Annotated in this window: 26 protein-coding genes; 15 read left to right on the top strand and 11 right to left on the bottom strand. The window is 65.7% G+C overall.

What is annotated here, in order from left to right; all coding sequences use genetic code 11:
* Positions 1–20 precede the first annotated feature (20 nt).
* Genes AC56LH_RS16610 through AC56LH_RS16595 form a run of 4 tightly spaced genes read right to left on the bottom strand, consistent with a single transcriptional unit; the run spans position 21 to position 4,221 of the window.
* Complete coding sequence (locus AC56LH_RS16610; protein ID WP_499581439.1) at positions 21–347, bottom strand: hypothetical protein; 327 nt, start codon at positions 345–347, stop codon at positions 21–23.
* Between the two features lie 4 nt (positions 348–351).
* The gene (gene ctaD / locus AC56LH_RS16605; protein WP_499647815.1) at positions 352–2,856 is read right to left on the bottom strand and encodes a cytochrome c oxidase subunit I; all 2,505 of its coding nucleotides are present in this window, start codon (positions 2,854–2,856) and stop codon (positions 352–354) included.
* Positions 2,853–3,812 (bottom strand): cytochrome c oxidase subunit II, encoded by a 960-nt coding sequence (gene coxB, locus AC56LH_RS16600; RefSeq protein WP_499647813.1) that lies wholly within the window; start codon positions 3,810–3,812, stop codon positions 2,853–2,855. Before coxB ends, ctaD begins: the two co-directional genes overlap by 4 nt.
* 10 nt (positions 3,813–3,822) lie before the next feature.
* The gene (locus tag AC56LH_RS16595) at positions 3,823–4,221 is read right to left on the bottom strand and encodes a c-type cytochrome (RefSeq protein WP_499647811.1); all 399 of its coding nucleotides are present in this window, start codon (positions 4,219–4,221) and stop codon (positions 3,823–3,825) included.
* A gap of 120 nt (positions 4,222–4,341) precedes the next feature.
* On the opposite strand from AC56LH_RS16595, the gene AC56LH_RS16590 reads away from it, so the two are divergent.
* The 3 genes from AC56LH_RS16590 to AC56LH_RS16580 are packed head-to-tail and all read left to right on the top strand — an operon-like array spanning position 4,342 to position 6,203.
* Positions 4,342–4,944: a c-type cytochrome gene (locus AC56LH_RS16590; RefSeq protein WP_499647809.1), complete on the top strand. Its 603-nt coding sequence runs from the start codon at positions 4,342–4,344 to the stop codon at positions 4,942–4,944.
* The gene (locus AC56LH_RS16585) at positions 4,941–5,297 is read left to right on the top strand and encodes a c-type cytochrome (protein ID WP_499647807.1); all 357 of its coding nucleotides are present in this window, start codon (positions 4,941–4,943) and stop codon (positions 5,295–5,297) included. Before AC56LH_RS16590 ends, AC56LH_RS16585 begins: the two co-directional genes overlap by 4 nt.
* A 57-nt stretch (positions 5,298–5,354) precedes the next feature.
* Entirely contained in the window at positions 5,355–6,203 is an 849-nt protein-coding gene (locus AC56LH_RS16580) for a fumarylacetoacetate hydrolase family protein (protein WP_499647805.1), read from the top strand.
* A 7-nt stretch (positions 6,204–6,210) separates the two neighbouring features.
* Here AC56LH_RS16580 and AC56LH_RS16575 read toward each other — a convergent pair whose 3' ends face one another.
* Positions 6,211–6,780, bottom strand: a complete 570-nt coding sequence (locus AC56LH_RS16575) for a carboxymuconolactone decarboxylase family protein (protein ID WP_499647803.1) — start codon at positions 6,778–6,780, stop codon at positions 6,211–6,213.
* A gap of 131 nt (positions 6,781–6,911) precedes the next feature.
* Here AC56LH_RS16575 and AC56LH_RS16570 point away from each other — a divergent pair, with 131 nt between their 5' ends.
* The gene (locus AC56LH_RS16570; protein WP_499647802.1) at positions 6,912–8,249 is read left to right on the top strand and encodes an aspartate aminotransferase family protein; all 1,338 of its coding nucleotides are present in this window, start codon (positions 6,912–6,914) and stop codon (positions 8,247–8,249) included.
* Between the two features lie 18 nt (positions 8,250–8,267).
* Here the strand turns inward: AC56LH_RS16570 and AC56LH_RS16565 are convergent, their stop codons facing one another.
* From AC56LH_RS16565 to yjgA, 3 genes are read right to left on the bottom strand one after another with little or no spacing between them, the layout of a single operon-like run.
* Complete coding sequence (locus tag AC56LH_RS16565; RefSeq protein ID WP_332532206.1) at positions 8,268–8,936, bottom strand: alpha/beta hydrolase; 669 nt, start codon at positions 8,934–8,936, stop codon at positions 8,268–8,270.
* On the bottom strand, positions 8,933–9,553 hold the full coding sequence (gene mog / locus AC56LH_RS16560) for a molybdopterin adenylyltransferase (protein WP_499647800.1): 621 nt from the start codon (positions 9,551–9,553) through the stop codon (positions 8,933–8,935). The genes AC56LH_RS16565 and mog overlap by 4 nt, the downstream gene beginning before the upstream one ends.
* A complete protein-coding gene (gene yjgA, locus AC56LH_RS16555) occupies positions 9,531–10,136 on the bottom strand; it encodes a ribosome biogenesis factor YjgA (protein ID WP_482896287.1) in 606 nt (201 codons plus the stop codon). Before yjgA ends, mog begins: the two co-directional genes overlap by 23 nt.
* A 93-nt stretch (positions 10,137–10,229) precedes the next feature.
* Between yjgA and pmbA the strand changes: the two genes are divergently transcribed.
* Both pmbA and AC56LH_RS16545 read left to right on the top strand, forming a co-directional pair.
* The gene (pmbA, locus tag AC56LH_RS16550) at positions 10,230–11,582 is read left to right on the top strand and encodes a metalloprotease PmbA (protein WP_499647798.1); all 1,353 of its coding nucleotides are present in this window, start codon (positions 10,230–10,232) and stop codon (positions 11,580–11,582) included.
* 9 nt (positions 11,583–11,591) lie between these two features.
* Positions 11,592–11,831 carry a hypothetical protein gene (locus AC56LH_RS16545; RefSeq protein ID WP_499581415.1) on the top strand — a complete coding sequence of 80 codons (240 nt, stop codon included), beginning with the start codon at positions 11,592–11,594 and terminating at the stop codon, positions 11,829–11,831.
* Between the two features lie 312 nt (positions 11,832–12,143).
* Here AC56LH_RS16545 and AC56LH_RS16540 read toward each other — a convergent pair whose 3' ends face one another.
* The gene (locus AC56LH_RS16540; RefSeq protein ID WP_332532210.1) at positions 12,144–13,277 is read right to left on the bottom strand and encodes a M14 family metallopeptidase; all 1,134 of its coding nucleotides are present in this window, start codon (positions 13,275–13,277) and stop codon (positions 12,144–12,146) included.
* Positions 13,278–13,341: 64 nt separating this feature from the next.
* Entirely contained in the window at positions 13,342–14,289 is a 948-nt protein-coding gene (locus tag AC56LH_RS16535; protein ID WP_499647796.1) for a LysR family transcriptional regulator, read from the bottom strand.
* Between the two features lie 100 nt (positions 14,290–14,389).
* Between AC56LH_RS16535 and AC56LH_RS16530 the strand changes: the two genes are divergently transcribed.
* Complete coding sequence (locus tag AC56LH_RS16530; protein ID WP_499647794.1) at positions 14,390–15,046, top strand: NAD(P)-dependent oxidoreductase; 657 nt, start codon at positions 14,390–14,392, stop codon at positions 15,044–15,046.
* On the opposite strand, the gene paaX is transcribed toward AC56LH_RS16530, so the two are convergent.
* Complete coding sequence (gene paaX, locus AC56LH_RS16525) at positions 15,027–15,962, bottom strand: phenylacetic acid degradation operon negative regulatory protein PaaX (RefSeq protein WP_499647792.1); 936 nt, start codon at positions 15,960–15,962, stop codon at positions 15,027–15,029. The genes AC56LH_RS16530 and paaX overlap by 20 nt on opposite strands.
* Positions 15,963–16,062: 100 nt before the next feature.
* On the opposite strand from paaX, the gene paaA reads away from it, so the two are divergent.
* The 8 genes from paaA to paaI all read left to right on the top strand — a co-directional run bounded on the left by paaA (position 16,063) and on the right by paaI (position 22,564).
* Complete coding sequence (gene paaA, locus AC56LH_RS16520; RefSeq protein ID WP_499647790.1) at positions 16,063–17,052, top strand: 1,2-phenylacetyl-CoA epoxidase subunit PaaA; 990 nt, start codon at positions 16,063–16,065, stop codon at positions 17,050–17,052.
* Positions 17,053–17,113: 61 nt separating this feature from the next.
* Entirely contained in the window at positions 17,114–17,398 is a 285-nt protein-coding gene (paaB, locus tag AC56LH_RS16515; protein WP_332532214.1) for a 1,2-phenylacetyl-CoA epoxidase subunit PaaB, read from the top strand.
* A 20-nt stretch (positions 17,399–17,418) separates the two neighbouring features.
* On the top strand, positions 17,419–18,171 hold the full coding sequence (gene paaC / locus AC56LH_RS16510; protein ID WP_499647788.1) for a 1,2-phenylacetyl-CoA epoxidase subunit PaaC: 753 nt from the start codon (positions 17,419–17,421) through the stop codon (positions 18,169–18,171).
* Positions 18,171–18,683, top strand: coding sequence for a 1,2-phenylacetyl-CoA epoxidase subunit PaaD (gene paaD, locus AC56LH_RS16505; RefSeq protein ID WP_499648501.1), 513 nt, complete (start codon positions 18,171–18,173; stop codon positions 18,681–18,683). Before paaC ends, paaD begins: the two co-directional genes overlap by 1 nt.
* An 8-nt stretch (positions 18,684–18,691) precedes the next feature.
* Entirely contained in the window at positions 18,692–19,768 is a 1,077-nt protein-coding gene (paaE, locus tag AC56LH_RS16500) for a 1,2-phenylacetyl-CoA epoxidase subunit PaaE (RefSeq protein WP_499647786.1), read from the top strand.
* 33 nt (positions 19,769–19,801) lie between these two features.
* Entirely contained in the window at positions 19,802–20,593 is a 792-nt protein-coding gene (paaG, locus tag AC56LH_RS16495; RefSeq protein WP_499647784.1) for a 2-(1,2-epoxy-1,2-dihydrophenyl)acetyl-CoA isomerase PaaG, read from the top strand.
* Positions 20,594–20,595: 2 nt separating this feature from the next.
* Positions 20,596–22,122 carry a 3-hydroxyacyl-CoA dehydrogenase PaaH gene (gene paaH, locus AC56LH_RS16490; protein WP_499647782.1) on the top strand — a complete coding sequence of 509 codons (1,527 nt, stop codon included), beginning with the start codon at positions 20,596–20,598 and terminating at the stop codon, positions 22,120–22,122.
* A complete protein-coding gene (paaI, locus tag AC56LH_RS16485; RefSeq protein WP_499647780.1) occupies positions 22,115–22,564 on the top strand; it encodes a hydroxyphenylacetyl-CoA thioesterase PaaI in 450 nt (149 codons plus the stop codon). Before paaH ends, paaI begins: the two co-directional genes overlap by 8 nt.
* The last annotated feature ends 14 nt before the right edge of the window (positions 22,565–22,578 follow it).

The following is a 22,578-nucleotide window of genomic DNA, read 5'->3' as shown; positions in this document are numbered from 1 at the left end:
ACCCTACCGATGCCAGATATTCAGGCACACCCCGTCACCAGCAGCACCGGAATCCCGGTCCACGCCACCGCCACCACGGCCAGCACCGCGCTGGCCGCACCCACATAATCCACGAACTCGTCGGACCCCTGGCGCAGGCGCTTGCCGGCCAGCGCGCCCACCCACACGCACGCCGCCATCGACAGCAGCGTCGCGCCGCCCAGCAGCCACGGATTGGGGCCCCCAACACGCAGCGCGCCCGGCGTGCACTGGCTCGCCGCGACGATGTAGGCAAACGCGAAGTGCACGCCCCAGATCAGCAGGGGCAGCGAGGCGCGCGTGGCGCGCGAAAAGAAATGGTCACTCATCGCATCACTCCATCACCAGCAGCAGGCCGCGGATCACCAGGAATCCGGTAAGGCCCTGCAGCGTCACGTAGTGCCAGATCAGCGCGATATTGTCGCGCGTGGCGCGGTTCTGGGCGCTGATCATGCCGCGCCAGGCGCGCACGCACAGGTACGGCGCGGCCAGCAGCAGCACGAACAGCATGATGCCCTGGAAGCCGAGCAGGATCGAGATCGACGCGCTCCACGTGTCACGGGTGCCGTCCAGGTTGACCAGGCGCCAGCTGTGGACGTCGACGCCGAAGGCAGTAGCGGTGCACGCCAGTGCCACGATCAGCACCCACGGCGTGAGCTTGTTCGAGACCCGGTCGCTCAGCCACACCAGCGCGGAGCCACCCAGCAGCAGGCCGCCCGACAGCAGCGTCCACGACCACGCTGGCAGCGATGCGCCCGGTGGTGGGCAGATCTGCAGCCGCATCGATGTGTGGATGTAGACGTAGGCGAACGAGCAGTAGATCAGGAACAGCACGATCAGCATGATGAACGTGCCCCACCACGAGTGCGACGCCGTGCCGCGCGCGCCGATCGGCAGGATGACGCCGCCGCCGATGTCGGCCTCGCGCATCGGCACCTTCTGGTCCGACTGCCACAGCCAGGCGATGATCGAGCCGATGGCGATCAGGCCGCACAGGATCGCCAGCACATTGGCCTTGACGGTCAGCAGCAGGAAGAAGCCGGCGGTGCCGAAGGCGCCCAGCATGGTCAGCCAGCTGTCGCCCGGCAGGATCATCAGGTACGCCGGTTTGGCGCTGACCGGGCTGGTGGCGATGGTTTCGCGGCGGCCGGTGACGGTGTTGGGCAGGTAGTGGCGGCCTTCGGCGACTTCCTGCGACAGCGTCGGCTGGTCCCACAGCGGGTCGTCCGACGTAATGATCGGGATGCTGCGGTTGCCGTAGTCTTCCGACGGCAGCCACTCGAGCGTGGCCGCATTCCATGGATTGCCCACGTCCTTGGTCGGACGGCGCAGCGTGCGCGTGGCGTCGATGATCATCAAGAGGATGCCGAGCGCGAACAGGAACGAGCCCAGGGTCGAGATCATGTTCAGCGCATCCCAGCCCATCTCGCTCGAATACGTGTAGACGCGGCGCGGCATGCCGAACAGGCCCGTGATGTGCATCGGGAAGAAGCTGATGTTGAAGCCCCCGAACAGCAGCCAGAAGGTCCATTTCGACAGGCGCTCGGACATCGTGTTGCCGTTGATGAGCGGGATCCAGTAGTAGATCGCGGCAAACACCGGGAACACCATGCCGCCGATGAGCACATAGTGCAGGTGCGCCACGATGAAGTAGGTGTCATGCACCTGCCAGTCGAACGGGATCACGGCCACCATCACGCCGGTCAGGCCGCCCAGCACGAAGATGAACATGAAGCCGAGCATGAACAGCGTCGGCGCATTCATCCTGATGCGGCCACTCCAGAGCGTGGCGATCCAGCCGAACACCTGGATGCCGGTGGGGATCGCCACGGCCATGCTGGCCGCCGAGATCAGGCTCATTTCAATGACGCCCAGGCCGGCCGTGAACATATGGTGCGCCCACAGGCCGAAGCTGAAGATGCCCACGCCGACCAGCGCGACGACAATGGCGCGGCGGCCCACCAGGCGGTTGCCGGCAATCGTCGGGATCATCGTGGAGATCATGCCGGCGGCCGGCAGGAAGATGATGTACACCTCGGGATGGCCGAAGAACCAGAACAGGTGCTGCCAGATGATCGGATCGCCACCGCGTTCAGGGTCGAAGATCGGCAGGTTCAGCGCGCGCTCGAGTTCGAGCAGCGCCGTGCCGGCAATCACGGCCGGGAAGGCGATGACGATCATCACGCCCACGACCAGCATGGCCCACGCATAGATCGGCATGCGGCGCAGCGTCATGCCCGGCGCGCGGGTAAACAGGATGCCGACGATCAGTTCGATGGCGCCGGCAATGGCGGAAATCTCGATGAAGCCGATCCCCAGCAGCCAGAAATCGGCATTCAGGCCGGGCGAATACTTCATGCCTGTCAGCGGCGGGTACATGAACCAGCCGCCGTCCGGCGCCAGGCCCCAGAACAGCGTGCAGAAGAACGCCAGGCCACCAAAGGCGTAGCACCAGAACGCATACGCGGACAATCGGGGAAAAGGTAAATCGCGCGCGCCCAGCATATTGGGCAGCAGGTAGACGGCGATCGCCTCGACGATCGGAATCGCGAACAGGAACATCATCACGGTGCCGTGCATCGTGAAGATCTGGTTGTAGGTGCTGGCCGAGACCAGGTCGTTATCGGGCACTGACAGCTGCACGCGCATGATCAGCGCCAGGATGCCGGCCAGGATGAAGAACAGGATCGCCGTGCCGATGTACAGCAGGCCGATATTGGTGTTGTTGACCGACTTGAAGATGCCCAGGCCGGGTGGGGTTTTCCACACGGCTTCCAGTTTTTCGAGCTCCTCTGGCGGGCGTGGGGCGGAGTTGGGCAAGGTTGCGTCGCGCGTCATTTCAGGTGCTCAAGGTAGGTGGCCAGTGCGCGCAGGGTCTCGCCGTCCAGGTCCGGGGAGGGCGGCATGAAGACGCCCGTTTTGATGGCTTGCGGGTCGGCGATCCAGCCGGCCAGCGTACCGCGGTGATTGCGCAGCGTGCCAGCGGCGATATGCCGGCGGCTGCCGATATGCGTGAGGTCAGGGCCGAGGCGCGGCGCATCGGCAATCCGTTCATCCAGCTGCGGCGCGACATCGGTCACGCCGCGGATCGTGTGGCAGGTCTGGCACTGCTGCGCGAGGAAGGCGTCGCGGCCGCGCTGCAACACCGTGGTGTCGGCCAGCACGGCCGGCTGGCCCTGGCGCGCGAGCCATGCGTCAAATTCAGGGCGCGGCAGGGCGATCACGTGAAACGCCATTCGCGCGTGTTGCTCGCCGCAATATTCGGCGCACTGGCCGCGGTAGGTGCCCGGCTTGTCGGCGCGCAGGTTCAGGCCCGTCACGCGGCCCGGGATCATGTCGCGCTTGCCCGCCAGCGACGGCACCCACAGGCTGTGGATCACGTCCGATGCGGTCAGGCCCAGGTACACCGATTCGCCGACCGGTATATAGATCTCGTTGGCGCTGATGATTTCGCGGTTGCTGGCCGGGTCGCGGTAGCGCACTTCCCACCACCACATCTTGCCGGTCACGGAGATGCTCAATGCCTTGTGCGAGGTTTGCGGCACCAGTTGCCCGGTACGCCAGGTGCTCCAGGTGAGCAGCGCGGTCAGCACGATCACCGGAAACGCGATGCCGGCGCCCAGGATCCAGACACCGGGCGTGATCGGGCGCGCCTGGCGCCGCATGGCCAGCGCGAGCAGGCCCATGACGATGGCAAAGATCACCGTGCCGCCCACGAACAGGACCCACGTGAACTGGTAGATGATGGCCGCGTCCGCGCCGGCCGGGTGCATGACGGACTGGATGTCGCTCATGGGAGTCATCTTATTTGAGCGAATACATGAAAGCGGCCATGTGGCGCGCTTCGTCGTCGCTGATGCCGAGCGCCGGCATCAGGGTGCCGGGTTTCACGGCGGGGGGATTCTGCAGGAAGCGGATCATGTTCTCCGGCTGGTTCGGGATGCTGCCGGCGATGTAGCTCATGCGGCCCATGGCCTGGAGCGACGGACCGGCATCGCCATTCGGACCCTGGACTTCGGGGATGAAGTGGCAGGCGGCGCACTGGTATTGCTGCACCAGCAAGCGGCCGCGTTCGGGGTCGCCGCCGGCCACGCGCGATGCGGGTTCTTCCTTCGCGCAGCCACTCGCCAGGGCTGCGCAGACGAGCAGGGCGCCCGTACGCAGGCACGTGCTCAGGTGCGTAGTCAGGCAAGTCCGCAGCACAGGAAACAAGCGTTGGTGTTGACGAAATGGGTTGCGCACGGTTGATTTTTCGTGAAAAAGCGATGGCTTTTATAATACAAGGAAAGTAGATGTCATTCTTTCAACTGGACGCCCTAGGCTATGCTATCGAATCGCGCACGACTTATCGTCAAGACCATGGTGTTGACCCTGCTGGGCGCGGGAACGATCGGCGCCGTCGGTGGCCTGATCGTGCTGCGCGGGGGCTTCTATGACCTGAGCGCGATCACGCAGCATTACGCGCTGGTCTACACGGTGCTGGGCGAGGGCATGCAGTACTCGGTGCAGAACCACGCGCGCGAGGTCGTGGTGCCACCCAACCTGAACACGCCCGAACGCCTGCAGCGCGGCGCGCTGGTCTACCAGGCCAACTGCGTGCAATGCCACGGCGGCCCGGGCGTCGCGCCCAGCACGATCGGGATGAGCATGCAGCCGGCCCCGGGCCCGCTGGTCGATGCCGATGTCAACTGGAAGACGCGCGAGCTGTACTGGATCACCCGCAACGGCATCAAGATGAGCGGCATGCCGGCCTGGGAATACCACCTGAGCGAGCCGGACATGTGGGCCGTGGTGGCGTTCGTGGGCGCCATGCCGGGCATGACGAGCCAGGACTTCAAACGCATGACGGCGGGCGGTGCGGCTCCGCCGCATGTCGAGCAGACAGCAACGGGCCGCGCGCAGCAGGGTCAGGAGGGCCAGCCATGAAATCCACGATCACCATCCTCCTTGGCGTGTCCGCGCTGCTGGCCGGCTGCGCACCGAAGCTCGCCCCCGGTCTGGTGGGCGACCCGATGCGCGGCAAGATCGCCGCCGCGCAGTACGCCTGCCATTCCTGCCACGTGGTGCCGGGCGTGCCCGGTTCCGACGTGCGCGTGGGCCGGCCGCTCGACGAACTCGCGCAGCAGCGCTACATCGCCGGCAAGCTGCCCAATACCCAGGCCAATCTGGTGCGCTGGATCCGTGATCCGCAGGCGATCGATCCGGGCAATGCGATGCCGAACATGGGCGTGAGCGAGCGCGATGCGATCGACATCAGCGCCTATCTGCTGAGCCACTAGCGCATTCATTGATCCCATTCATTGGTATCATTCGCGTTTTTCTACAGGAATGACATCATGAGACTGGTCCGCTATGGCCGCCCGGGCAAGGAAAAGCCGGGCCTGTTCGATGAAGAGGGCCGCCTGCGCGACCTGTCCGGGATCATCGACGATATCGATCCGTCGCAGCTGTCCGACAAGGCGCTGCGCAAACTCGCCAAACTCGACCAGAAAACGCTGCCCCTCGTGCGTGGCAATCCGCGCCTGGGCGTACCGGTCAGGGGTATCGGCAAATTCATCGGCATCGGCATGAACTACCTGGACCACGTGCGCGAAACGGGCGCCGAGGTGCCGGCCGAACCGATCTTCTTCACCAAGGCGATCAGCGCCCTGAACGGCCCGGACGATCCGATCCAGCTGCCGAAGGGCTCGAAGAAAACCGACTGGGAAGTCGAACTCGGCGTGATCATCGGCACGCGCGCGCAGTACGTGAGCGAAGAAGACGCGCTCAAGTTCGTCGCCGGCTATTGCGTCGTGAATGATGTGACTGAGCGCGCCTATCAGTTCGAGATGGGCTCGCAGTGGGACAAGGGCAAGGGCTGCGATACGTTCGCTCCGGTCGGCCCGTTCCTCGTCACGCGCGACGAGATCCTTGATGTGCAGGACCTCGACCTGTACCTGGAACTGAACGGCAAGCGCATGCAGACCGGGAACACGGCCAGCATGATCTTCAGCGTCGCGCAGCTCGTGAGCTACGTGTCGCGCTTCATGACGCTCGAACCGGGCGATGTCATCACCACCGGCACGCCGCCGGGCGTAGGCATGGGCCGCACGCCGCAGCGCTTCCTGAAAAAGGGCGATCAGCTGCGCCTGGGCATCGCCGGTCTCGGCGAGCAGCAGGCCGACGTCGTGGCGTATCCGAAGTAAGCCGTAATCAAGGTAGACCAGCGGGCGGGCCGCCAAGCGGCTCGCCTGTATCCGATACGGCGGTGCGCGCCGTATTCATCACCATCGCCAGCAGCGTGTAGTAGCCGCAGATCCCCATCAAGTCGACCGCGCCCTGTTCACCGAACAGCGCCAGCGCATCCGCATACACGCGGTCCGGTACTGCCTTGGTCTCGTGCAGCGCAATGCAGAAGTCGTGCACCACTGCCTCGTCGACCAGCATGTCCGCAGGCCGCTCGCGCGCCGCGATGGCTGCAATGACGGCCGCCGGAATCCCCGCCTGCGCCGCGATCGGCGCATGGATCGCCCATTCGACGGCCTGGTCCCACTGGCGCGCCGTGAGCAGGATTGCCAGCTCCGACAAGCGCACGCCGAGCGCGCTGCGATAGCGCAGGTACTCGCCCATGCGCTGCGCATGCAGCATCAGTTCCGGACTGCGCAGCAGCGGCACGAACGGGCCATACACGGCGCCGCGCGGGCCGTCGATGATCTCCTGCGCGGCAGCGCGCTGGGCCGTGGTCAAAGCGTGATCGGGGATGGGGCCGAGACGTTCATTCATCGAGCATACCCGCCTGTTGTATCGAAATTGAAGGCAGGAAAATATTCGCACGGCCCGCGCTAAAAATCAAAAGAAGTGCCTCGGAGCACGCTTATCGTCAAGCGTTGCAGTCACCGCCGAGGGAGCCGTCCATGAGCCACATCATCCACCGCAACCTGCGCCAGGTGCCGCCCATGGCAGTCGGCGGCGAAGGCATCGTGCTGCGCGACAGCAGCGGCAAGACCTACCTCGATGCCAGCAGCGGCGCGGCCGTGTCGTCGCTGGGCCATGGCCACCCGGACGTCATCGCCGCCATGCACCGCCAGATCGACCGCTGCGCGTATGCCCACACCGCGTTTTTCACCACCGACGTGGCCGAGCAACTGGCCGAGCGCCTGATCGCCGGCGGGCCACAGGACATGGGCGGCGTGTATTTCGTCTCGGGCGGTTCGGAAGCGATGGAGACCGCGCTCAAGCTGGCGCGCCAGTACTGGGTTGAAGCGGGCGAGCCGCAGCGCACGCAATTCATCGCGCGCCGCCAGAGCTACCATGGCAACACGCTCGGCGCGCTGGGCGTGGGCGGCAACGAGTGGCGCAAGCGCGCCTTTGCCCCGCTGCTGAAAGAGGCGCTGCGCGTCGCGCCCTGCTACGCCTACCGGGGTTGCGGCGACGGCTTGTCGCTCGACGACTACACGGCCGGCCTGCTCGACGAACTCGAAACAGCGGTCATCAAGGCCGGGCCGGACACCATCATCGCTTTCGTCGCCGAGCCGGTGGTGGGCGCCACCGGCGGCGCGATCCCGCCCACGCCGGGCTACTTCCAGGGCGTGCGCGATATCTGCGACCGCCATCGCATCCTGTTCATCGCCGATGAGGTCATGTGCGGGATGGGCCGCACCGGCAGCATGTACGCGATCGGGCAGGAGGGCGTGGCGCCGGACATCGTAGCCGTGGCCAAGGGCCTGGGCGCCGGCTACCAGCCGATCGGCGCGGTGCTGGCGCACGAGGCGATCGTCGACACGCTGCGCCAGCGCAGCGGCATGTTCCAGCACGGGCACACGTATATCGGCCACCCGGTGGCGGCAGCGGCGGCGCTGGCGGTGCAGCAGGTGATCGAGCGTGATGACCTGCTGGCGCAGGTAGGGCGTCGCGGCGGGCTGCTGCGACGGATGCTGGACGAGGTGTTTGGCGCGCACGAACACGTGGGCGACATCCGCGGGCGCGGGCTGTTCCTGGCGCTGGAATTCGTGCGCGACCGCGAGACGAAGGCGCCCTTCGCGCCGGAAGTCAAACTGCACGCGGCGATCAAGGCCGAGGCAATGGCGCGCGGCTTGCTGGTGTATCCGATGGGTGGGACGATCGATGGTCAGCTGGGTGACCACGTGTTGCTGGCGCCGCCGTTTATCGTGACGCCGGGGGAGTTGTCGGAGATCGTGTCGCGGCTTGCCGATGCCGTGGAGGCCGCGTTGACGACGGCCCTCCGGGGGTGAGGGCCGCCGTTGGCGGTGTTACGCGACGACCTTGCGAATCCACTTTGAAATGTCCTGCACCTCTTCGAGGCACAGCGTGTGCTGCATCGGATACGCATGCCACTCGACCTGATAGCCGAGCGCCTCGACGACCTTGCGCGACTCTTCGGCGCGGGCAAACGGCACCACCGGATCCTGTACGCCGTGCGCCATGAAGATCGGCGTACCCAGGCTCGCTTCGCTGCGCTCGGCGCCGGCGACGCTGGACAGCGGCAGGTAACCGGACAGGCACAGCATGCCCGCCAGTTTCTCCGGATGGCGCAAACCGGTTTGCAGCGTCATCGCGCAACCCTGCGAGAAGCCAGCCAGGATGATGCGCGAGGCCGGAATGCCGCGCGCTTTTTCGCGGGCGATCAGCGCCTCGACCTGCAGCTGCGATGCGCGCAGGCCGCCTTCGTCTTCGCGGCGTGTGAGGTCAGTGGCGACGATGTCGTACCATGAGCGCATCACGTAGCCGCCGTTGATCGTCACCGGCATCGTGTTCGCATGCGGGAACACGAAGCGGATGCCCGGCAGGCCGGTCAGGTCCAGTTCGCGCACGAGCGGCACGAAGTCGTTGCCGTCGGCGCCCAGGCCGTGCAGCCAGACGACGGCGATGGTCGGATTCGGGGCGGTCTCGATTTCGATATTGTCCAGCAGCTGGGTCATGGTGTCTTTCGCAATGCCGATTTGGGGCGGAAGGTCTTGCTCACCGCAGGATGGGTTTCCATGTACGGGCCACCGATCAGGTCGACGCAATAGGGAACAGCCGCAAAGATGCCGCCCACGATCGTGGCGCCGGTGTCGTCCTTGAGGCCTTCGAGTGTTTCCTTGATCGACTTGGGCTGGCCCGGCAGGTTCATGATCAGGGCCGCGTGGTCGGCGGTTTCACGGATCACGGCGGTCTGGCGCGACAGGATCGCGGTCGGCACGAAGCGCAGACTGATCTGGCGCATCTGTTCGCCGAAGCCCGGCATCTCTTTGGTGGCAACCGCCAGCGTGGCCTCGGGCGTGACGTCGCGTCGCGACGGGCCGGTGCCGCCGGTGGTGAGCACCAGGTGGCAGCGCGCCGTATCGACCAGTTCGGTCAGCGTGGCTTCGATGGCCGCGCGCTCGTCCGGGATCAGGCGCGTCTCGATCCGGTACGGGGTCGTGAGCGCGCTGGCCAGCCAGTCGTTCAGCGCCGGGATGCCCTGGTCTTCGTAGACGCCGCCGCTGGCGCGGTCGGAGACGGAGACCAGGCCGATCACCAGCACATCGTTGTTACTCGTCATCGGACTCGTCATCGTTCGCTTCTTCGTCGGCAGCGGCTGCGGCGTCGGCTTTCTTCTTCTTTTGCAGGTCCTTGAGGATCTGGAAGATTTCGCGGAAGGCTTTTGGCGGCTTGGACTCGGCCACTTCCTTGCGCGCGTTGCGAATCAGGGTACGCAGGTGCTGGACGTCGAGCTCGGGATTTTCTTCGAGCAGTACGGTCAGCGCCGTGTCGTCCGACAGCAGCTTGTCGCGGCGGCGTTCGAGCGCGTGCAGCGATGCGGTTTCGGCCTTCGACGCGCCTTTCCAGCTGTCGATCGTGCGCTGGATGACGGCGACTTCTTCTTCGTTCAGCGTGCGCATTTTCTTGCCCACGAATTGCAGCGCGCGGCGCCGGCCTTCGTGGTTGGTGATGGTCTGGCACGTGAGGATGGCATCGCGCACGTCCTCCGGCATCTCGACGCGCTTGACGCGGTCACGCGCTGCTTCGACGAGCTGCTCGCCGAGCTTTTGCAGCTCGTTCGACTGGCGCTTGAGCTCAGACTTGGAGGGACGGTCGTACTCTGGTTCGAACTCGTTGGACTGGAAGCCCACCGAGCCGCGATTTGGATTAGGCATGATTTGAATGATTTGATTGGCGCTGGGCCGATCAGTGAAAACAGTAAACGGCTGCTATGATAACTGTTTTAGGGCTGGCCACGAAAAACACCGATGAACGACACCCCTTTTACCCACACTCAGGATCAGCTGAAACAGCTGGCGCGCGACATGCTGGCCCTCGCGCGCGAGCAGGGCGCGTCCGACGCGGCGGTCGAAATCAGTGAAGGGAGCGGGCTGTCGGTTTCTGTGCGTAAAGGCAACATCGAGACGATCGAGCAGAACAAGGACAAGGGCCTGGGCATCACCGTGTATTTCGGCCAGCGCCGCGGCAACGCCAGCACGTCCGATTTTTCCGCCGATTCGCTCAAGGCCACGGTCGAAGCCGCATCGAACATCGCGCGCTTTACAGCCGAAGACGACTGCGCCGGCCTGCCCGACGCCGAACTGATCGAAACCGCGCCGCGCGACCTGCGCCTGTTCTACCCGTGGCCGATCTCCACCGAACAAGCCGTCGAACTGGGCCAGCGCTGCGAGGCCGCCGCGTTTGCCGTCGACAAGCGCATCACCAACAGCGAAGGCGCCAGCGTCTATGTGCAGCAGTCGCACTTCGTCGCTGCCAACTCGCGTGGTTTCATCGGTGGCTATCCGTTTTCGCGTCACACGATCTCGGTCGCACCCATTGCCGGCAAGGGCAATGCGATGCAGCGCGACGACTGGTACACGTCGTCGCGCGACCCCAAGCAACTGGCCGCGCCTGAAAAAGTCGGCCGCTACGCCGCCGAGCGCGCACTGGCGCGCCTGAACGCGCGCAAGCTGACCACGCGCACCTGCCCGGTGCTGTTCGAAGCGCCGCTGGCTGCGGGCCTCCTGGGTGCATTCGTGCAAGCCGTCTCCGGTGGCGCGCTGTACCGCAAGTCCACGTTCCTGCTCGACATGCTCGGCAAGCAGGTGTTCCCATCGCATATTCAGGTGGTCGAAGACCCGCATCTGATCGGCGGCGTCGGCTCGGCCCCGTTCGATGACGAAGGCGTCAAGACCGTGCGCCGCAAGGTGATCAGCGATGGCGTGCTGCAAGGCTATTTCTTGTCGTCGTACACGGCGCGCAAGATGGGCATGCCAACGACCGGCAACGCCGGTGGCGCGCACAACCTCGAGATCGTCTCGACGGCCACGCGCCGTACCGATGACTTCGAAGGTATGCTGCGCAAACTCGGCACGGGTCTCCTGGTTACCGAACTGATGGGGCAGGGCGTCAACTACGTCACCGGCGACTATTCGCGCGGTGCCTCCGGTTACTGGGTCGAGCAGGGCGTGATCCAGTATCCGGTCGAAGAAATCACGATCGCCGGCAATATGCGCGATATGTTCCAGCAGATCGTTGCCGTCGGCACCGACACGCTGGTTCGCGGCAACAAGACCACGGGCTCGATTCTGATCGAGAACATGGTCATTGCCGGCAACTAAGGAAAACGCATGACCCGTTTCGTTCGCATCGACAAGGAAAGCAGCCCGAAGACCGTGCTGCTCAACCTCGACCTGGTAGCCACCGTCGAGCTCGCTCCCCAATCCGATCTGCTCAGTTCGAGCGGGGACAGCCGCAAGGTGTACGCCACCTTCCTGGCACCGGATAAAACCGCGATCGCCACCCTGCATTTCGACAGCAGCAGCGACGCCAATGCTTGGGTAAAGACGCATCTGGGCGTCGATCTGTAAGCCGTACGGTCGATGTTCTGCGTGCAGTGGACATAAAAAAGCGCCGTCGATCCGACGGCGCTTTGCATTACACGGCCTCGTTCCGAAAAGCTGGGGTCAGGTCTGACATTCGGACACGATCTCGACAGTCGGGCAGTCGGAACTCGCTGGTACCAGGCCACGCTAATGCTGGGCAAGACACTACTGGGCGTGGCTATGGCTGAGGTCGTGTCCGAATGTCAGACCTGACCCCAGCTGGTGTCAGGTTTAAGGCTGAGGTCGTGTCCGAATGTCAGACCTGACCCCAGCTGTGTCGGGATGAGTGAGGCTAGCTTATTTACGCGAGCGGATTGCCTTGAGCACCGGCTGCAGCACCGCTGCGCCCAGGCGCGCGCTGCGTGCGCCGTCCCAGCCGACCAGCGGATCCGGGTCGTTCGCGTTGTCCTTGAACGGCAGTTCGAGCGTCAGCGACAGGGCGCCGAAGGTGTGCGTGATGTGCGGCGAGCCCATGGTCAGGGTCTGGTCGGTGTACGGCGTCTTGCCGTAGCCGTGCACGTCCTGGAAGTCGGGGCTGGCGACCTTGAAGTCGGCGATGAAGCTGGCCTGCGCCGCGCCCTGCTCGGCGGTGAAGTTCGGGAGCGACTCGCTGCCGGCCACGAACACATACGGCAAGCCTTCGTCGCCGTGCACGTCCAGGCACACGTCCACGCCCGTTTCGTGCATCTTCTGGCGCACCAGGAAGACTTCAGGGCTGCGCTCCATGCTCGGATTGAGCCACTCGCGGTTCAGGTTGGCGCCGGCGGCATTCGTGCGCAGGTTGCCGCGCACCGAGCCGTCAGGGTTCATGTTCGGCACCACGTAGAACACCGATTCTTTCAGGAGCTGGCGGCCGAACGGGTTCGCCGGATCGAGCAGCGCATCGAGCATGCCTTCGACGAACCATTCGGCCATCGTCTCACCAGGATGCTGGCGCGCGATGACCCAGACTTTCTTCTTGCCTTCGGCCGGCTCGCCGATCACCAGCATGTTCAGGTCGCGGCCATCGACGGTCGAACCCAGGTCGAGCATGCGCACGTTTTCGGCCATCTGGGCGCGGTCGAGCAGCTCAAGGTGGCGTTCGAACGAATACGGCTCGAAGTAGGCGTAATACACGCTGTCCATGCCGGGTGTGTGCTCGATCGCCAGCACGCTGCCGTCGAACGAGGTCGGCACGCGGAACCAGTTCACGCGGTCGTAGCTGGCCATCGCCTGGTAGTTTTCCCAGCCGGCCGGATAGGCGGCCTTGCCGGCATTGAGCAGGCGGATGGTGCAGGCTTGCCCTTGCGCGCCCTGCAGGCGGAAGTAGAACCACTGGATGATGTCGGCGTGCGAATCCTTGCGGATGTTCAGGTCGATGGCGTTCGCGCTCGTGGCGTTCACGACCTCGATGGCGCCAGCGTCGAATTGGCTGCTGATCTTGATAGACATGGTGTTGTCCTGTGTTGGGAAGGTGCGTAGAACGATGATGATACCCGTTTTCAGCAGGCGTTCGCTAGGCCGGCCGGGTTCCCGGCAGGGCCGTGAAATGGCGACGCAGCGCGTCCAGCGCCACGCGCACCTTGGCCGGATCGCCGTCGCGCCGCGGCGTCATCGCCGATACCAGCAGCGGCGCCGACTGCCACTGCGGCAGCACGCGAATCAGCGCGCCGCGCTCGATCGCGGCATGCGCATCGGCGTGGCCAAGGCGCGCCAGGCCCATGCCCTGTTCGCACATCTGGTGCAGCGACAGCTGGTTGTTGCTGACGATGCGCGCCTGCACCTGCAGCTGCACGTCGGCATCCGCGTCGGCATCGGCATCGGCGTCGGCCCGGTGCAGATCGAGCGCCATCGTGGCGGGACCGTCAACGGTGTCGACGCCGTCGCGCGTGGAAGTGAGCCAGGCGTGATCTGCCAGCGCCTGCGGCGTGGCGGGCACGCCGTGTCGCGCAAGGTAGGCCGGCGCCGCGCACACGATCATCTCGAACTGGCACAGGGGTCGCGCGATCCAGCGCGAATCGGGCAGGCGGCCGGCGCGGATCGCCAGGTCGATGCGCTCGCCGATCAGGTCGATCATGGCGTCGTCCACCAGCAGACGCAGACGCAGTTGCGGCCAGGCTGCCAGCACGGGCGCCAGCGCCGGCGCGATATGGGCACCGAAGCCCACCGGTGCGGCCACCCGCAATTCGCCGCTGGGCGCATCGCGCGCCTGCAGCAGCGAATCGCTGGCCGCACTTGCCGCTTCCAGCAGGCGCAGGCAATGCGGATAGCAGCGCGCACCCGCCTCGGTCAGCGTGAGCTTGCGGGTCGAGCGATGCAGCAGCGTCACACCGGCCTGCGCCTCGAGCGCGCGGATGGTCTGGCTGACGGCCGACGGGCTCATGCCGAGGCGGCGTGCAGCACCGCTCATCGAGCCGGCGGCGACGGTTTCGGCAAACACGGCGTACGGTCTGAGATCGTTCATCTGGTAGCCCAGCTTCAAGGTGATAGTGAATCTGCCTATCTTATCGCCCCGTCGTGAAGCCGGTATCGTTAGTAGCTCATTCACGCACTCAGGAGTCACCATGCACATCGCCCTCATTGGCGCCACCGGTTTTGTTGGCGCCGCCGTCCTTGCCACCCTGCTGCAACGGGGCCACCAGGTCACTGCCATGGTGCGCGACGCCGCGCGCCTGCCTGCGCAGCCCGGACTGACCGTGGCCGTCGCAGACGCTTACGATGCGGCCGCCGTTGCCAGCGCCGTGGAAGGCGCGGACGCCGTCGTCTCGGCCTTCAATCCCGGCTGGAACGATCCCGTCCTGTACGACAACTTCACGCGCGGCTTCGATGCGATCGTGCGCGGCGTCGAGGCCAGCGGCGTGCGACGCCTGCTGGTGGTGGGCGGTGCCGGCAGCCTGTTCGTCGCGCCTGGCGTGCAGCTGATCGACACGCCGCAGTTTCTGGATCACGTGCCGCCCAACGTGGTGCCCGGCGCGCGCGCCGCGCGCGACGCCTTGACAGCACTGCGCGCCAACACGGTGCTCGACTGGACCTATCTGAGCCCGCCGGCGATGCTGGGGCAGGGCGAGCCGACCGGTGCATATCGCCTTGGCGGCGACGACCTGCTGATGGATGGCGCGCAGCCGGCCGGCATCGCCGTGGCCGACCTGGCGCTCGCCATCGTTGACGAGATCGAGCAGCCGCGCCACGTGCGCGCGCGTTTTACGGTTGCGACAAGGTAGCAGGCGCCAACCCGCCGAAGCGGCCCCGAAACGCCGCATCCGCCCCGGGCGTGGCCGGGTCCTCGACACGCAGCATGGCCAGCACGTGTTCCTCGGCGCGTTCGTGGCTCAGTTGGTAAATGGTGCGTGCCAGCGCATACGCGTCCGCGCCCGGCCACGGGTCGGGCAGCAGGGGCAGCGGCAGCATCGGGTCGTGCAGCTGTACGCGGCGGTAAGCGTGGATCAGCAGGGTGCGGATCGCGAACGCGTGCGCCGGACTGACGTCGCCGCGCGCCAGCAACGCCGGTAGCGGGGCAAACGTTTCGATGAAGCCGCGGTACCCGAGTACCACCGCATCGAGGTTCCAGCAGTCGCCGACCAGTTCGGGCAGCGGGCGCGAACCGGCATCCGGCACCTCATCGGCCTGGCACACGAACACGCGGCCCTCGGCCCCCGCGCGCGCGAGGATGTCGCGCAGTGTGTCGCGGTCGGGCGCCGGATGCGCCATCACGCCACTGGCCAGCATCGCAAAGCCTTCCCATTCGAGTTCCTTGCGTACCAGCGCGCGCAGGTCACTGTCGATGCTGCCGTTCGTGGCCAGCACGAACGTCCAGCGGCCATCCCAGTCCTGTCCGGGCGCTGCGTAGATGCGGCGGTTGGCGCGTTCGAAGCGCGGCAGTGCCGTCGGCGCCAGCGCATAGCGGCTGCGCCGGCCTTCGCGGCTGGCCGTCAGCCAGCCTTCCTGCACCAGCCGGAACACGCTGGTGCGCACCAGCCGGTCGTTCACGCCAAAGGGGGCGAGCAGCTCGATCATGCTGCCGAGCCAGAAGGCGCCGCCATGGGGCGCGATCGCGTCGCCGCAGATCGTCACCACCAGCGACTTGTGGCGTGGCGGATCGGTGGCCAGGCTGTGGGCGATCCACTGGGTACTGGTCATGTCATTCACGGTCTGGCTCGATATGATTCAAAATTATTGTGTACTTCCGATTTTTTGTATCGTATTATGATTCGCACAGATTTTGCAACGGGAGAGATCCATGTACGCACAAATGGTGGAGACAGGCCTCAATAAAGTCCGCACAGAACAGGACATGAGCGCTGACGAGCAGGCATTCCAGGCGCGCATCGACGCCGGGATCAAGATCGAACCGAAGGACTGGATGCCGGAAGCATACCGCAAGACGCTGATCCGGCAGATCTCGCAGCATGCCCATTCCGAGATCGTTGGCCAGCTCCCGGAAGGCAACTGGGTCACGCGTGCACCGACCCTGCAGCGCAAGTCGGTCCTGCTGGCCAAGATCCAGGACGAGGCCGGCCACGGCCTGTACCTGTACAGCGCGGCCGAGACCCTGGGCGTCTCGCGCGATGAGCTGCTGGCGGCCCTGCATGCCGGCAAAGCCAAGTATTCGAGCATCTTCAATTACCCGACCCTGAGCTGGGCCGACATGGGCGCGATCGGTTGGCTGGTCGACGGCTCGGCGATCATCAACCAGATCCCGCTGTGCCGCTGCTCGTACGGGCCGTATGCGCGCGCCATGGTCCGCGTCTGCAAGGAAGAATCGTTCCATGCGCGCCAGGGCTACGACATCATGATGGCGCTGGCGAAGGGCACGCCCGAGCAGAAGGCGATGGCGCAGGATGCGCTCAATCGCTGGTGGTGGCCGTCGCTGATGATGTTCGGGCCGTCCGATGCCGAGTCGGTCAACAGTGCGCAGTCGAGCGCCTGGCGCATCAAGCTGTTCTCCAACGACGAGCTGCGCCAGCGCATGGTCGACCAGACCGTGCCGCAAGCCGAGTACCTGGGCCTGAAGGTACCGGATCCCGACCTCAAATGGAATGCCGAACGCGGCTCGTACGACTTCGGCGCGATCGACTGGAGCGAGTTCTACGACGTTTTGAAGGGCAACGGCCCGTGCAACCGCGAGCGCCTGCGCACGCGCGTCAAAGCCTGGGACGACGGCGAATGGTTCCGCGACGCGCTGGTGGCGCACGCCGACAAGCAGGCCGCAAAAAAAGTGGCCGCCTGATTCCAACGCACATTCGCACATTCGCACACTCACACGATGCGATGGCAATACGGAGACAACAATGAGCAAAGAATGGCCCCTGTGGGAAGTCTTCATCCGCAGCCAGCATGGCCTCGCCCACAAGCACGTCGGCAGCCTGCACGCCCCTGACGCCGAAATGGCCGTCAACAACGCGCGCGACGTCTACACGCGCCGCAACGAAGGCGTCTCGATCTGGGTCGTGCGCGCCGCCGACATCGTCGCCAGCAGCCCGCACGACAAGGCCTCGCTGTTCGAGCCGGCCAACAGCAAGGTGTATCGCCACCCGACGTTCTTCCCGATGCCGGAAGAAGTCAAGAATCTGTGAGCGCGCCGGAGACCAATCCCATGGATGCAAAAATCGACTACCTGCTGCGCCAGGGCGACAACGCCCTGATCCTGTCGCAGCAACTGTGCCAGTTGTGCGGCAAGGGCCCGGCGCTCGAAGAAGACATGGCGCTGTCGAACGTGGCGCTTGACCTGCTGGGCCAGACCCGCATGTGGCTCTCGTACGCCGCCGAACTCGAAGGCCAGGGCCGCGACGAAGACCGCCTCGCCTTCCTGCGCGACAGCGGCGAGTACCGCAACTGCATCCTGCTCGAGCAGCCCAATGGCAGTTATGCCGACGTCGTCGTGCGCCAGTTCCTGTTCGATGCGTGGCATTACTTTTTGATGGATGGCCTGACCCGCTCGAGCGACCCGCGCATCGTCGAGATCGCGGCCAAGTCGCTCAAGGAAGTCACGTACCACCTGCGCCGCAGCGGCGATCTGGTGGTGCGCCTGGGCGACGGCACGGCCACCAGCCACGCGATGATGCAAACCGCGCTGGACGATCTGTGGATGTACAGCGGCGAGATGTTCCTGTACGACGCGGTGGACGAGGCGATGGTGGCGCAAGGCGTCGCGCCGGCCGTCGGACCGCTGCGCGAAGCCTATCTGAGCCACCTGGCCGAGATATTCGCCGAAGCCACGTTGACCATGCCATCGCCTGACGCCTGGATGCAGCGCGGCGGCAAGCAGGGCCGGCACAGCGAGCGCCTTGGCTTCATCCTGGCCGAGATGCAGTTCCTGCAGCGCGCCTATCCGGGCGCGGCCTGGTGATGACTGCGCTGGCCGTGTCGGTCGAGCAGGTCTGGGCCTGGCTGGGCGAAGTTGCCGATCCGGAAATCCCCGTCATCTCGATCGTCGACCTGGGCATCGTGCGCGACGTAGTGCTGGAAGACGACACGTGGGTGGTCACGATCACGCCCACGTATTCGGGCTGTCCGGCCATGACCGTGATCGCCGACAGCGTTGGCGACGCATTGCGCGCGCATGGCCTCGAACGCGTGCGCATCGCGACGCGCCTGGCGCCTGCCTGGACCACCGACTGGATGAGCGCTGCCGGCAAGGCTGCGCTCACCGGCTACGGCATCGCGCCGCCCGTGCAGCAGGCGATCGACATCAGCGGCCTGCATGCCGGCATCCGCCGCCGCGCTGCGCCGGCCGTGAGTTGCCCGCACTGCGGTTCGGCGCACACCCAGCTGACCAGCGAATTCGGCTCGACCCCGTGCAAGGCGCTCTACAAGTGCCTCGAGTGCCGCGAGCCGTTCGATTATTTCAAGTGTCATTAAAGCCCAGCATGAGCCAATTCCATCCTCTCACCGTCAGCAAGGTGAAACACGAAACGCGCGACGCCGTGTGCGTGACGTTCGACGTGCCGCCGGCATTGAAAGAGACCTTCGCCTACCGCCAGGGCCAGTACCTGACGCTGCGCACCATGATCGATGGCGACGAAGTACGCCGCTCATACTCGATCTGTTCGGCAGTGCAGGACGACCAGCTGCGCGTGGCGATCAAGCGCACGCCCGGCGGCCAGTTCTCGAGCTGGGCCAACGACAGCCTGCAACCGGGTGCACAGCTGGACGTCATGCCCCCGAGCGGCAACTTCAACGTGCCGCTCGACGCAGCCAGCGCTCGCCACTACCTGGCGTTTGCCGCCGGCAGCGGGATTACGCCGATCCTGTCGATCGTCAAGACCACGCTGCTGGCCGAACCGGGCAGCCGCTTCACGATCGTCTACGGCAACCGCGCCTCGTCGAGCGTGCTGTTTCGCGATGAACTCACCGACCTCAAGGACGGGTACATGGACCGCCTGCGTCTGGTGTACGTGATGAGCCGCGAGCAGCAGGACATTGAACTCTTCAACGGGCGCATCACCGAAGACAAGTGCACGCAGTTCCTGCGCCAGTGGATCGACATCAAGGCGATCGACGTCGCCTTCATCTGCGGGCCCGAAGACATGATGCATGGTGTCTCGCGCGCGCTGCAGGCTGCCGGGCTGGCAAAAGAGCAGATCCGCATCGAGCTGTTTGCCGCGAGTGCGCCAACCCGCGAGCGCACGCCGCGCGCGGTTGCTGCCAGCGCGCGCCAACACACCGAAGTGACCGTGATCATGGACGGCAGTGCCGCCAGCTTCACGATGGACCGGGACACCGAATCGCTGCTGGACGCGGGCCTGCGCGCGGGCATCGACATGCGCTACTCGTGCAAGGGCGGCGTGTGCTCGACCTGCCGCTGCAAGGTGCTCGACGGCGAAGTGGAGATGGACGTGAACTACGCGCTGGAAGACTATGAAGTCGCGCGCGGGTTCGTGCTCAGTTGCCAGAGTTTCCCGGTGACCGACAAGGTGGTGGTGGATTTCGATATCGCTGAATAACCGCGCGCAACCAGAACAAAAACGGAGACCACGATGAACTACGACAGCATCCAGTTCAAGGTAGAAGGCGGCGTCGCCATCCTGACCCTGAACCGCCCCGATCGCCTCAACAGCTTCACCCGCGCCATGCACCTCGAAGTGCGCGATGCGCTCACGCGTGTGCAGGCCGACCAGTCCGTGCGCGTGCTGGTGCTGACCGGGGCCGGCCGCGGTTTTTGTGCCGGCCAGGATCTGGCCGACCGCGCCGTCGATCCGGGCGCGCCGGGTGTCGACCTGGGCGCCTCGGTCGAAGAGTTTTACGCACCGCTCGTTCTGACGCTCAAGAACCTGCCGATGCCCGTCATCTGCGCCGTCAACGGGGTGGCCGCCGGTGCCGGGGCTAATTTAGCGCTGGCCTGCGACATCGTGCTGGCCGCGCAATCGGCCAGCTTCATCGAAGCGTTCAGCAAACTGGGGCTGATCCCGGACACCGGCGGCACCTGGCATCTGCCGCGCCTGATCGGCCCCGCGCGCGCGATGGGCCTGGCCATGCTCGGCGAAAAACTCAGCGCCGAAAAAGCCGAAGCCTGGGGCCTGATCTGGCGCTGCGTGCCGGACGACGTGCTGATGGACGAAGCGCTGGCCATGGCGAAACACTTCGCCGCCGCGCCGACCAAGGGCCTGGCATTTACCAAGCGCGCCTTCCAGGCCAGTTACGCCAATACGCTGGAGCAGCAGCTGCAGCTCGAAGCCGACATGATGCGCGAACTCGGTAACAGCCACGACTACCGCGAAGGCGTCGCCGCATTCATGGCCAAGCGCGCGCCGCAGTTCAAGGGGGAGTGAAGATGCAGTCACTGCCACCGCATTCGACGATTGCCGTCATCGGCAGCGGCGCAATGGGCGCCGGCATCGCCCAGGTCGCGGCCACGGCCGGCCATCAGGTGCTGCTGTTCGATATCCGGACCGGCGCCGCCGACAACGCCATCGCGCAGATCGGCGCGACCTATGCGCGCCTGGTCGCCAAGGGGCGCATGGGCGCCGTCGAATCCGATCTGGCGCGTGAACGCCTGCGCCGCATCGATGCCTTGCACGAAGCGTCCGGTGCGGTGCTCGTCATCGAGGCCATCGTCGAAGACCTGCAAGTCAAGCGCGCGCTGTTTGCCGCACTCGAAGCGGTCGTCACCAGCGACTGCATCCTGGCGACCAACACGTCATCGATCTCGGTCACGGCCATCGGCGCGCAACTGACGCATCCCGAACGCCTGGTCGGCATGCACTTCTTCAATCCGGCGCCGCTGATGGCGCTGGTGGAAGTGGTGAGCGGCCTGGCGACCGGGCGCGAAGTCGCGCAGGTCGTGTATGCGACCGCCGAAAAATGGGGCAAGAGCCCCGTGCATGCCAAGTCCACCCCCGGCTTCATCGTCAACCGCGTGGCGCGCCCGTTCTATGGGGAAGCCCTGCGCCTGCTGCTCGAACAGGCGGGCGACGTTGCCACGCTCGACGCCGTCATGCGCGAGTGCGGCGGGTTTCGCATGGGGCCCTTCGAGTTGATGGACCTGATCGGGCATGACGTCAATTTCTCGGTCACGCAGTCGGTGTTCGCAGCGTACTTTGGCGACCCGCGTTTCACGCCATCGGTGCTGCAGCAGGAGCTGGTCAACGCGGGTTATCTGGGCCGCAAGACGGGGCGCGGGTTCTATCGCTACGGCGACGGCGTGGAAATGCCCATCGTGCAGTCCGAAGCTGCCTGCGACCGGCCGGCGGCGGTGAAGTACGCCGGTGCACCCGGCAGCGTCGATGCGCTCGTCGCGCGGCTGCAGGCTTCCGGCATCGAGCTGACCGAGATCGAAGCGGCACCGGGCCTGTACTGCGGCGGCGCGGCGATCCATCTCACTGACGGGCGCAGCGCCACCGAGCGCGCGCAGGCGGACAATCAGCGCGACACCATCGTGTTCGATCTGCTGTTCGATGCGGCCACGGCGCCGCGCATCGCGCTCGCACGGGCTGACGGTTGCAACGATGACGCATGGCGCGCGGCAGTCGGCCTGTTCCAGGCCGCCGGTTTCGTCGTCACGCGCCTGGACGACGTCCCGGGCCTGGCCGTGATGCGCACGGTGGCAATGCTGGCCAACGAAGCGGCCGACGCCGTCCACCAGGGCGTGTGCAGCGCGCGCGCCGTGGACACCGCGATGCAGAAGGGCGTGAATTATCCGTGTGGACCGCTGGCCTGGCTCGATACGATCGGCATGGGGCAGGTCGTGACCGTGCTGGCGAATCTGGCCGCGACGTATGGCGAAGACCGCTACCGCGTCTCGCCGCTGTTGCGCCGCAAGCTGGCCGCCGATCCGCAGGGGGCGCGCTTTCATGCATGATGGTCACGATCAGAATGCGCAGGCGCTGGCCGAGCTGGCCGGGCGCACGATGTTCGAACGCGATCCGGCCAGCCAGGCGCTGGGCATGCTGCTGGCCGAGATCCGGCCCGGCTACGCGCGCATGACGATGACGGTGCGCGCCGACATGCTCAACGGGCACGCGACCTGCCACGGCGGCTACATCTTCATGCTGGCCGACAGCGCCTTTGCGTTCGCCTGCAACTCGCACAACCTCAGCACCGTGGGCGCCGGCTGCACGATCGATTATCTTGCGCCGGGGCGCGCGGACGACGTGCTGGTGGCCGAAGCCACCGAGCAGGCGCTGCAGGGCAAAACCGGCGTCTACGACGTCACGGTGAAGGCCGCGGACGGGCGTACCATCGCGCTGTTTCGCGGCAAATCGCATCGCATCAGCGGCACCGTGGCGCCCGTGGACGCCTGAACCACAAGGAGTCG

The sequence above is a fragment of the Telluria sp. LT1R51-2 genome (genome assembly GCF_059685775.1).
Note: the sequence above shows the minus strand (reverse complement) of the source record. Positions and strands in the feature narration are given on the sequence as shown.

What these genes read in the sequence shown, in the direction of transcription:
- AC56LH_RS16610 (WP_499581439.1), bottom strand. Translation starts at nt 347, where the DNA reads ATGAGTGACCATTTCTTTTCGCGCGCCACGCGCGCCTCGCTGCCCCTG.
- ctaD (WP_499647815.1), bottom strand. Translation starts at nt 2,856, where the DNA reads ATGACGCGCGACGCAACCTTGCCCAACTCCGCCCCACGCCCGCCAGAG.
- coxB (WP_499647813.1), bottom strand. Translation starts at nt 3,812, where the DNA reads ATGAGCGACATCCAGTCCGTCATGCACCCGGCCGGCGCGGACGCGGCC.
- AC56LH_RS16590 (WP_499647809.1), top strand. Translation starts at nt 4,342, where the DNA reads ATGCTATCGAATCGCGCACGACTTATCGTCAAGACCATGGTGTTGACC.
- AC56LH_RS16585 (WP_499647807.1), top strand. Translation starts at nt 4,941, where the DNA reads ATGAAATCCACGATCACCATCCTCCTTGGCGTGTCCGCGCTGCTGGCC.
- AC56LH_RS16580 (WP_499647805.1), top strand. Translation starts at nt 5,355, where the DNA reads ATGAGACTGGTCCGCTATGGCCGCCCGGGCAAGGAAAAGCCGGGCCTG.
- AC56LH_RS16575 (WP_499647803.1), bottom strand. Translation starts at nt 6,780, where the DNA reads ATGAATGAACGTCTCGGCCCCATCCCCGATCACGCTTTGACCACGGCC.
- AC56LH_RS16570 (WP_499647802.1), top strand. Translation starts at nt 6,912, where the DNA reads ATGAGCCACATCATCCACCGCAACCTGCGCCAGGTGCCGCCCATGGCA.
- AC56LH_RS16565 (WP_332532206.1), bottom strand. Translation starts at nt 8,936, where the DNA reads ATGACCCAGCTGCTGGACAATATCGAAATCGAGACCGCCCCGAATCCG.
- mog (WP_499647800.1), bottom strand. Translation starts at nt 9,553, where the DNA reads ATGACGAGTCCGATGACGAGTAACAACGATGTGCTGGTGATCGGCCTG.
- yjgA (WP_482896287.1), bottom strand. Translation starts at nt 10,136, where the DNA reads ATGCCTAATCCAAATCGCGGCTCGGTGGGCTTCCAGTCCAACGAGTTC.
- pmbA (WP_499647798.1), top strand. Translation starts at nt 10,230, where the DNA reads ATGAACGACACCCCTTTTACCCACACTCAGGATCAGCTGAAACAGCTG.
- AC56LH_RS16545 (WP_499581415.1), top strand. Translation starts at nt 11,592, where the DNA reads ATGACCCGTTTCGTTCGCATCGACAAGGAAAGCAGCCCGAAGACCGTG.
- AC56LH_RS16540 (WP_332532210.1), bottom strand. Translation starts at nt 13,277, where the DNA reads ATGTCTATCAAGATCAGCAGCCAATTCGACGCTGGCGCCATCGAGGTC.
- AC56LH_RS16535 (WP_499647796.1), bottom strand. Translation starts at nt 14,289, where the DNA reads ATGAACGATCTCAGACCGTACGCCGTGTTTGCCGAAACCGTCGCCGCC.
- AC56LH_RS16530 (WP_499647794.1), top strand. Translation starts at nt 14,390, where the DNA reads ATGCACATCGCCCTCATTGGCGCCACCGGTTTTGTTGGCGCCGCCGTC.
- paaX (WP_499647792.1), bottom strand. Translation starts at nt 15,962, where the DNA reads ATGACCAGTACCCAGTGGATCGCCCACAGCCTGGCCACCGATCCGCCA.
- paaA (WP_499647790.1), top strand. Translation starts at nt 16,063, where the DNA reads ATGTACGCACAAATGGTGGAGACAGGCCTCAATAAAGTCCGCACAGAA.
- paaB (WP_332532214.1), top strand. Translation starts at nt 17,114, where the DNA reads ATGAGCAAAGAATGGCCCCTGTGGGAAGTCTTCATCCGCAGCCAGCAT.
- paaC (WP_499647788.1), top strand. Translation starts at nt 17,419, where the DNA reads ATGGATGCAAAAATCGACTACCTGCTGCGCCAGGGCGACAACGCCCTG.
- paaD (WP_499648501.1), top strand. Translation starts at nt 18,171, where the DNA reads ATGACTGCGCTGGCCGTGTCGGTCGAGCAGGTCTGGGCCTGGCTGGGC.
- paaE (WP_499647786.1), top strand. Translation starts at nt 18,692, where the DNA reads ATGAGCCAATTCCATCCTCTCACCGTCAGCAAGGTGAAACACGAAACG.
- paaG (WP_499647784.1), top strand. Translation starts at nt 19,802, where the DNA reads ATGAACTACGACAGCATCCAGTTCAAGGTAGAAGGCGGCGTCGCCATC.
- paaH (WP_499647782.1), top strand. Translation starts at nt 20,596, where the DNA reads ATGCAGTCACTGCCACCGCATTCGACGATTGCCGTCATCGGCAGCGGC.
- paaI (WP_499647780.1), top strand. Translation starts at nt 22,115, where the DNA reads ATGCATGATGGTCACGATCAGAATGCGCAGGCGCTGGCCGAGCTGGCC.